General features: G+C 77.3%; 5 protein-coding genes and 1 pseudogene. 4 read left to right on the forward strand and 2 right to left on the reverse strand.

Annotated features, from left to right (window positions below; translation table 11 throughout):
- Nucleotides 1-140 precede the first annotated feature (140 nt).
- Nucleotides 141-533 (reverse strand): ATP-binding protein, encoded by a 393-nt coding sequence (locus ADY01_RS28385; protein WP_053171298.1) that lies wholly within the window; start codon nt 531-533, stop codon nt 141-143.
- A 111-nt stretch (nt 534-644) separates the two neighbouring features.
- Complete coding sequence (locus ADY01_RS28390; RefSeq protein ID WP_078900687.1) at nt 645-1,337, reverse strand: response regulator transcription factor; 693 nt, start codon at nt 1,335-1,337, stop codon at nt 645-647.
- Between the two features lie 242 nt (nt 1,338-1,579).
- On the opposite strand from ADY01_RS28390, the gene ADY01_RS28395 reads away from it, so the two are divergent.
- From ADY01_RS28395 to ADY01_RS28410, 4 genes and pseudogenes are all read left to right on the forward strand, one after another.
- Complete coding sequence (locus tag ADY01_RS28395) at nt 1,580-3,313, forward strand: AfsR/SARP family transcriptional regulator (protein ID WP_049579217.1); 1,734 nt, start codon at nt 1,580-1,582, stop codon at nt 3,311-3,313.
- Nucleotides 3,314-3,318: 5 nt separating this feature from the next.
- Nucleotides 3,319-5,544: a TOMM precursor leader peptide-binding protein gene (locus tag ADY01_RS28400; protein ID WP_049579219.1), complete on the forward strand. Its 2,226-nt coding sequence runs from the start codon at nt 3,319-3,321 to the stop codon at nt 5,542-5,544.
- Nucleotides 5,531-7,534 (forward strand): TOMM precursor leader peptide-binding protein, encoded by a 2,004-nt coding sequence (locus ADY01_RS28405; protein WP_078900688.1) that lies wholly within the window; start codon nt 5,531-5,533, stop codon nt 7,532-7,534. The genes ADY01_RS28400 and ADY01_RS28405 overlap by 14 nt, the downstream gene beginning before the upstream one ends.
- 93 nt (nt 7,535-7,627) lie before the next feature.
- Nucleotides 7,628-8,610, forward strand: a pseudogene (locus tag ADY01_RS28410) (nitroreductase); the annotation flags it as partial.

Genomic DNA, 8,610 nt, shown 5'->3' on the forward strand with positions numbered 1-8,610 from the left:
GTCCACCACCGCCTGGACGAGCAGCTGGATGGCGGGCTCGCCGGGACGGGGCTCGGGTCCGGGGGCGGGCGGGGGGCCGGATGCGGGGTCGTGTGGGCCGAGGGGCATGCGAACGAGCCTGGCACAGGGCGGCGCGCGCGTTACGCCCTCAGCTCGCACCACACCACTTTTCCCTGGCCCTTTCCCTGGCCCATGTCCTCGAACCCCCACCGCCTGCCGAGCCGTTCGACCATGTGCAGGCCCCTGCCGCCGTGGGGTCCCGGCGGGAGGCTGACGGGAAGCTCCCGGCCGCTGTCGGCGACCTCCACGCGGACGCCGACCGCCGTGACGCTCAGCCGCAGCCGGGGCGCCCCTCGGCCGTGCCGCAGGGCGTTGGCGACCAACTCGGAGACGACCAGGACCACATCGTCCACCAGGCCGCGATAGCCGTGCCTGAGCAGCAGCTGACGGGCGAACGCCCGCGCGCGGGCGGTGCTGGCGCCGCTTTCCGCCAGGTCCAGCTCGGCTTCGAACGCCGGGGCCGGCGATTCCATCCTCGCACTGTGCACCGGGCCCGGACGCGGGGGCGAGACGCAGGCGCGCCAGGGCGCATGGTGCGCATGCATCAGGCGGCGCGCCCCGCGGGGGGGCGCCGCGGGGGCCGCTCAGTCGAGCAGGCCCTCGCGGCGGGCGATGGCGAGGGCCTCCAGCTTGGAGCGGGCACCCAGCTTCTCCAGCACGTGCTGCACATGGTTGCGTGCCGTGTTGCGCGCGACGGAGAGGCGCTCGCCGATCTCGGCCGTGGACAGGCCCTCGGCGAACAGCAGCAGCGTCTCGCGCTCGCGCGGGGTGAGGGTGGCCCCGGCCCCGGCGGCGCGGCCCGAGAGCCGGTCGAGGATCCCGCCCAGCAGGCTCCGGCTGAAGACCACCTCCCCCGCGGCCACCCGCCGTACGGCGTCCTCCAGTTCGTCGAGGCGCGCCGACTTGAGCACGAGACCCGAGCCGCCCGCCTCCACCACGCGGGCCGCGAGGGCGGCCGTGGCCTCGCCGGTGAGGATGAGCACGCGGGCGCCGGGGGCCGCGCTCCCGAGGCGCCCGATGCCGCCGATCCCGTCCGCGTCGGGGAGCCCGCGGTCGAGCACCACGACATCGGGGGCGAGGCGGTGCGCGTCGGCGACGGCCTCGGCCAGCGAGCGGGAACGCGCCAGGACCCGGATGCCGTCCGCCCGGTCGAGCGCGAGCGCGATCGCTTCGGCCACCATGTCGTGGTCCTCGACCAGGACCACCCGGATCGCGCCCCCGGCCGCCGGTCCGGTGGTCCGCCCGGTCGGCTGCTCGGATGACCTCGGAGGTGACATGCGCCGAAATTCCCCGTTTCGCGTGGCTCGCGCCCTGGCGATCCATCGTAGTCGCCCGCCCGGAACCGGTGCCCCGCCCGGGTACCCCTCATTTCCGCCGCCCGCCGGGGAAACCACCGGGGGTGGCAGCAAGCGGACTCGGGGGCGTGCAGCAAGCTGACGCGGCAGCCCCTCCCCGCCTGTTCGCTACGCGGGTAGCGTCTGGCCCGCAGTACATCGGACGTCCTCGGGGGGCTCGCGCGATGCGGTTCCACTTGCTCGGGCCGCTCAGCATGAGCGACGGCGCGGAGACCGTCGTTCTCCAGCCCTCCAAGCCCGCCAACCTGCTGGCGGCGCTCCTTCTGCACTCCAACAGCGTGGTCTCGTCCGACTATCTCCAGCGGATGGTCTGGGGCGACACCCAGCCGGCCACCGCGCGGGCCGCGTTGCAGACGTGTGTCCTGCGGCTGCGCCGCCTGTTCACCCGGCACGGGGTGCTGGACACCCCCATCGAGGCGGTGCCCGGCGGCTACCGGATCACCGCGGACGCCCGCTCGCTGGACCTGGTCGAGTTCCGCGAGACGGTGGCCGGTTCCCGCCGCGACACCGACCGGGAGACCGAACTCGCCCTGCTGCGCGCCGCCCTGGCCCTGTGGCAGGGCGCGCCGCTGCCCAATGTGCGCTCCGGGGCGCTGCACCGGGACGAGGTGCCCCGGCTGGTGGAGGAGCGCCTTGCCGCGCTGGAGCGCGCCTGCGACCTCCAGCTGGCCCTCGGGCAGCACGGCGCCGCGCTGGTCGAGCTGTGGGGCCACACCCGCGCGCACCCCGACCACGGCCGGTTCAGGGAGCAGTTGATCGAGGCGCTGTACCGGGCGGGGCGGCAGACCGAGGCGCTGTCGGAGTACCGGCGTTTCAAGGAGTACCTGGACAGGGAGCTCGGCATCGGCCCCTCGGCCGCGCTCCAGGCCCTCGAACTGGCGATCCTGCGCGGCGAGGAGCTGGGTCCCGCGGCCGGGCCCGCGGTGGCCGCGGCGGTGGCGCCGACGCTGCCGCCGGTGCCGTGGTTCACCGGCAGGGCGCGGGAGGTCGCCGCCCTGGTGGGCCGCCTGGGCCGGGGTCCCGAGGGCGGCGGCTCCTCGCTCGAACTGGTCTGCGGGGCACCGGGCATCGGCAAGACCGCGCTGGCGCAGCAGGTGGCGCACCTGATGCGGGACGCGTTCCCCGGGGGGCGGCTGCTGCTGCGGATGACGGGCCCCGACGGGGAGCCGCGGCCCGCCGACGAGCTGACGGCGGAGCTGGGCGCCTCGCTGCCCGCGCCGGGCGCGGGCCGGGCGCTGCTGCTGCTCGACGACGTGGCGGACGCCGAGCAGGCGCGCCCCGTGCTGGCGGCGGCCCCCGCGGGCGCCGTCCTGATCACCAGCCGCAGGAAGCTGGCCGGGCTGATCGCCACGCACGGCGGCCGGGTGCACCGGCTGGAGACGTTCGCGCCGCGGGAGTCGCAGGAGCTGCTGGCCGCCGTGCTCGGCGGCGAGCGGGTGGCGGCCGAGCCCGCGGCGGCGCGGGAGCTGGCGGCCGGGTGCGGGCACCACCCGCTGGCGCTGCTGATCGCCGCCGCCCGGCTGATGACCCGGCCGGGTCTGCCGCTCGCCGACGGGGTGCGCTGGCTGTCCGAGGACCCGCTGAGCAGCCTGGCGCTGACCGACGACCCGGGGATGTCGGTCAGCAGGGTGCTGGGCGCGGCCCTCGACCGGCTCGGCCCCGGGCTGGTCGAGGCGTTCCTGACGATCGGGCGGCTGCCGTCGCCCGTGGTGGTGGCCGGCGACTGCGCCGGTCTGCCCGGCTTCGCCGGCGCGGAGGCCGAGGACGTGCTCGAACGGCTGGCGGACGCCGGGCTGTTGGAGGACGGGCCCCCGGGCCCCTACCGCGTGCACGAGCTGCTGCGGCTGTACGCCGCGCGCAGCGGCCACGGCCGCGTCCGACCGAGAGAGAAAGTGTGACAGGGATGGCAGAAGCGTTCGACCGCCTGGCCGGGACCCGCCCGCGCGTCCGGCGCGATGTGCTGTTCACGCAGACCCCCGGCGGTGTGCTGTTCCACAACGCGGATGGCGGCTTCCACCTGACCGGGCGGACCGCGTACCGGTTCGCGTCGCTGCTGGTGCCCCGGCTGGACGGCAGCGCGCGCCTGGCCGACCTGTGCGCCGGGGTGGGCGACGCGCAGCGGGCGATGGTGGCCACCCTGGTCGGATCGCTCCTGGAGCGGGGCTTCGCCCGGGATGTGGCGCCCGCCGGGGGGGCCGGTGAGGGGCCCGGTGAGGGGGCCGTTCTCGCGCCGGAGGTCGCCCGGCGCTTCGCGGCGCAGGTCGCCTATGTCGACCACTACCGTGACGGCGCCGAGGAGCGGTTCTCCCGCTTCAGGGGGACCAGGGTCGCGGTGCTCGGCGACAGCGAGACGGCCCGTTGGTGCGTGCTGGGCCTGGTCCGCAACGGCAACGCGGCGATCGCCGCCGAGAGCCCGGCTCCGGCGGCCGAGGAGGAGGCGGCCGGGCTGGCGGGCGACGGCTGCCCGGTGGAGCTGACCCGGCTGCCCCCGGGCCTCGACTCCTTCCCCGACCACGACGTGGTGGTGGTCACCGGCCGGGACGCGGCGGTGCGCGCGCACGCGCTGCTGGCCGCGGGCCTGGCGCCGGGCCAGCTGATGATCCCGGCCTGGACCTTCGGGGAACGGGTCGTGGTCGGGCCGCGCTCGACGGCGGACAGCGCGGGCTGCTGGTCGTGCGCGCTGCTGCGCCTGGGCGCCAACGTGGACCCGGCGTCGGCCGCCGAGCTGTGGAGCGAGGTGGCGGGCGGGGCGAGCGCGGCGCAGGGCCCGCCCGGCGGGTCGCTGGCCGGTCCGGTGGCCGCGATGGTCGGGAACCTCCTCGCCTACGAGATCTTCCGCACGGCCACCGGGGCGCTGCCGCCGGAGACCGAGGGCCAGGTCCTCATCCAGGACCTGGACTCGCTGGACGTGGTCGCCGAGCCGCTGCACCCGCACCCGCGCTGCCGCCTGTGCGCGCCCGCGGCCGACCGGGCGCGGGCCACGGCGGGGACGGGCGAGGCGGGGGCGGCCGAGGAGCCGCCGGGTGAGCTGTCCCTGGCCAGGACGGTGACCGTGGAGTCGGCGCGCGACGCGGAGGAGCTGGTCGCCGACCTCAACCGGATCGGCGCCGCCCTGGTCCGCCCGCACACCGGCGTCTTCACGCGCTACGACGACGAGGCGCTGCCGCAGACCCCGTTGAAGGTGACCCGCGTGGAGGTGGTGCCCGCGCCCGGACGGCCCCGCCGCGTCGCCGCCTTCGACGTGCACCACCTCGCCGGCGCCAGGCAGCGCGGGCTGCGTGCCGCGGCCGGGGTGTGGAACGAGCACGGCGTCCCGGCGCGCACGCTGCCCGGCGGTCCCGGCGAGCTGCCGCGGGTGCTGCCGGGCCGGCTCGCCACGGGCGGGGGCGTGGAGGGCGGGACGGCGGACCGGATCGCGGCGTGGTCGGCGGTCACCTCGCTGCTGACCAAGGAGCCGCTGGCGGTGCCGACGGCGGCGCTGCGCCCGTTCGGCCCCCACAACCGCGACCGGCTGCTGCTCGCGGGCTCGGGCGGCTTCGGCGCCGGGGCGACGCCGGGCGAGGCGGCCGGGCACGCGCTGCTGTCGGCGCTGGCCCAGGAGGCGCTGCTGCGCGCGGTCAGGGGCGGCGGACGCGTCGGCGTGCTCGACGCGGCGGGCGAGGGACCGGAGCTGGTCTTCCTGCGCCGCTCCGCCGCCACCCTGGGAACGGAGGCCGAGCTGCTCGACCTGGGCGAGGCCCGGCACTCCGGCGCCCATGTGGTCCTGGCCCGCGAGACGGCGGGGGACGGTCCGCGCCGCTGGGCGGTCGGCTGCGACCTGACCCGGGAGGCCGCCGAGGTGGCCGCGCTGCGCGACCTGCTCGGCGCCGTTCAACTGGCCGCCGTGACCGGCGAGGAGCCGGACACGGGCGACCCGCTCCTGCCCGACCTGGCGCCCGAGACGGTCACGGTCACCGCCGGGGTGGCCGGCGAGGCGGCGCCCGCCTCCTTCCCGCTGGTGCTCGACCGGCTGCGGGCGACGGGCCGCGACGTGCTCCACGCCGGTGACACCCCCGCCGACCTGCTCTCCGCCGGGCTGCACACCGCGCGGATCCTGCTCACCCTGGGCGACGCCGATGCGGACCGCTGACCCGGCGGCGGCCCCGCTCACGGATCCCGCGGCTGGTCGCCCGGCCGGTCCCGTGGTGGATCCCGTGGTGGAGGATGCCTGCCGCGCGTTCGGGGAGCTGGTCGCGGCCGGGCTCGCCGCCTGGCCCGAGCGGCGCCCCGCCGTGGAGGTGGCCGCGCTCGGCGTCGCCGACGCCTTCGCGGCGGGCGGCGCGAACCGCGCGCCGGACCGCGCGCCGCAGGGCGCCGTCCCGGTGCGGATCTACGGGCGCCACGCGGTCGTCGGCCCGCTCCCGGGCGCCGGGGACACGCCCGGCGGGCGCCCCTGCGCGCGCTGCCTGGAACGCCGCTGGCAGTCGGTGCGCTCGCCCGCGCTCAGGGACGCCCTCGAACTCGGTTCGGGAACGCGGGCGGCGGGGCCGACCCCGTACCTCACCCCGTTCGCCGCCGACGCGGTCGCCGCCGTGACCGCCGCCGCGCTGGCCGCGCCCGGCGGGCGGCCCGCCGTCCACCTGGTCGACCTGGCCTCGCTCGCCGTCCGCCGCTACCCGCTGCTGCCCGATCCGGAGTGCCCGCGCTGCGGGCACGCCGAGCCGGACACGCCCGAGGCGGCGGCGCTGACGCTGAGCGCGGCGCCCAAGCACGGGGCCGGCACCTTCCGCGTGCGGGACCTGGACGCCTACGACCTGCCGACCGACGCCTACGCCAACCCGGTCTGCGGGGCGCTCGGCCCCTCCGTCGTCCACGACGTCTCCTCCACCTCCACCTCCGCGGCCATCGGCTGCTTCTCGCTGCGCTCGGGCGACTACCTGCGGGAGACGTTCTGGGGCGGGCACACCGACACCTTCCGGGGGAGCGTCCGCGTCGGGATCCTCGAAGGGCTCGAACGCTATGCCGGGATGCGCCCCCGCGCCCGCGCCTCCGCGGTCACCGGCAGCCTGGACGGGCTGCGCGCCGGGGGCCTGCACGCGCTCGACCCGCGCGAGTGCGGCCTGTACGCGGACGCGTTCCACCGCGCCAACCCGGGGATCGCCCCGTTCCGCACCGACCGCGAGCTGCCCTGGGTGTGGGGCTGGGCGATGGGCGCCGGGCGGCCGGTGCTGGTGCCCGAGGTGCTGACGTACTACCACGCCCCGGGCCTCGCCGACCGTTTCGTGCAGGAGAGCTCCAACGGCTGCGCCTCGGGCGGCTGCCTGGAGGAGGCCGTCTACTTCGGGCTGATGGAGGTGATCGAGCGGGACGCGTTCCTGCTGGCCTGGTACGGGCGGGCGCCGCTGCCCGAGCTCGACCCCGCCACCAGCGAACGGCCCGCTACGCGCGCCATGGTGGACCGGCTGGCGATGTACGGCTACCGGGCCCGCTTCTTCGACACCAGGATCACCTTCCCCGTCCCGGTCGTCACCGGCGTCGCGGTCCGCGAGGACGGGGGGCTCGGCCGGATGTGCTTCGGCGCGGGCGCCGGGCTCGACCCGGAGGCGGCGCTGGCCGCCGCGCTGTGCGAGATCGCCACCGACGCCGTCAACCTGCCGGGCCGCACGGCCGCCGACGAGCCGCGGCTGCGCGCGATGGCCGGGGACTTCGACCGGGTGACGGCGCTGCACGACCACCCGCTGGTCTACGGCGTGCCGGAGATGGGCGCGCACGCCGCGTTCCTGCTGGGCGGGGAGGGCGAGGAGATCCGGCCGCTGCACGCGCTGGCCGAGCGGTTCGGCGACGGTTCCGTGCCGCCGGTCTCCGAGGACCTGCGCGAGGACGTGGAGCGCTGCGTCGCGGCGGTGACCGCGGCCGGGTTCGAGGTGATCGTGGTGGACCAGACGGCGCCGGGCCAGCGGGAGCTGGGCCTGGTGACGGTCTCCGTCATCGTGCCGGGGCTGCTGCCCATCGACTTCGGCTGGTCCCGGCAGCGGGCCCTGGGCATGCCCCGGCTGCGGACGGCGCTGCGCGAGGCGGGCCTGCGCGACCGCGACCTGACCCCGGCGGACCTCAACCCGGCCCCGCACCCGTTCCCGTGACGACCGGCACCGGCCCGAGCGCCGGCCCCACCGCCGGCCCCGGCGCGGACCGAGCCGACCGAGCAGACCCGAGGGCCGACAAGGAGGTTCACCATGGGATACGCCCATGACTACGCCACCGCGATCCTGCACCGCGGCCGGATCCCGATGGAACCGGTGGACTTCGTCCCCGACTGGGCCGACGGGCCGCGCAAGACCAAGCACTACCCGGGCGCCGAGCTGCTGCCGCTGCCCGAGGGCGAGGACTACCCGGCCGGCGCGACGGTGGACCGCGGCCTGTCCCCCGCGCCGGGCGAGGACCCGGGCGGAGGGGGCGCGTGCGACCGGGGCCTGCTCTCCGGACTGCTGCGCGACTCCTACGGGCTCACCGGGCGGCGGCTCGGGGTGCAGGCCAACACCGACCTGGACGCGCTGCCGTTCTACCCGCTGGCCAACTGGTCGCGGGGCACCGCGTCGGGCGGCGGCCTGTACCCGGTGGCCGTCTACTGGGTGTCGGGGGCCAGCGACCCGGCGCCGCCCGGGATCCACGCCTACTCGGCCCGCCACCACGCGATGCGGCGGCTGCTGACCGGCGATGTGACGGGCGAGGTGCGGGCCGCGCTGGGCGAGGACCCACCGGGGCCGCCGACCGACCAGTACCTGGTGCTGGGGATCAAGTACTGGCAGAACGCGTTCAAGTACAACAGCTTCTCCTTCCACGCCGTCTCCATGGACCTGGGTGCGCTGCTCGGCACCTGGCGGATGTGGTTGCGCGCCAGGGGCGTGACGGTGGAGCCCGCGCTCTGGTTCGACGAGGAGCGGCTGGCCCGGCTGCTGGGGGTGCGGGGCGAGGAGGAGGGCGTCTTCGCGGTGGTGCCGCTGCCCTGGTCGGGGGCGCGTGAGTCAGGGCCCGAGCGCCCCGGCGCCACCGTGCGCCGCAGGGATGCCGAACGCTCCCGGCGCGTGCTGACGTTCGACGCGTTGCGCGCCATGCAGGAGGCGACGGCCTCGGGCGCGGCGAGCCGCCCCGCGCCGGGCGCGCTGGACGGGGCCGCCGCGCTGCCGACGCCCCCGCCGACCGCAGGCGGGGGCGGGGG

The sequence above is a fragment of the Streptomyces sp. SBT349 genome, assembly GCF_001083795.1.
Lineage (GTDB): Bacteria > Actinomycetota > Actinomycetes > Streptomycetales > Streptomycetaceae > Streptomyces.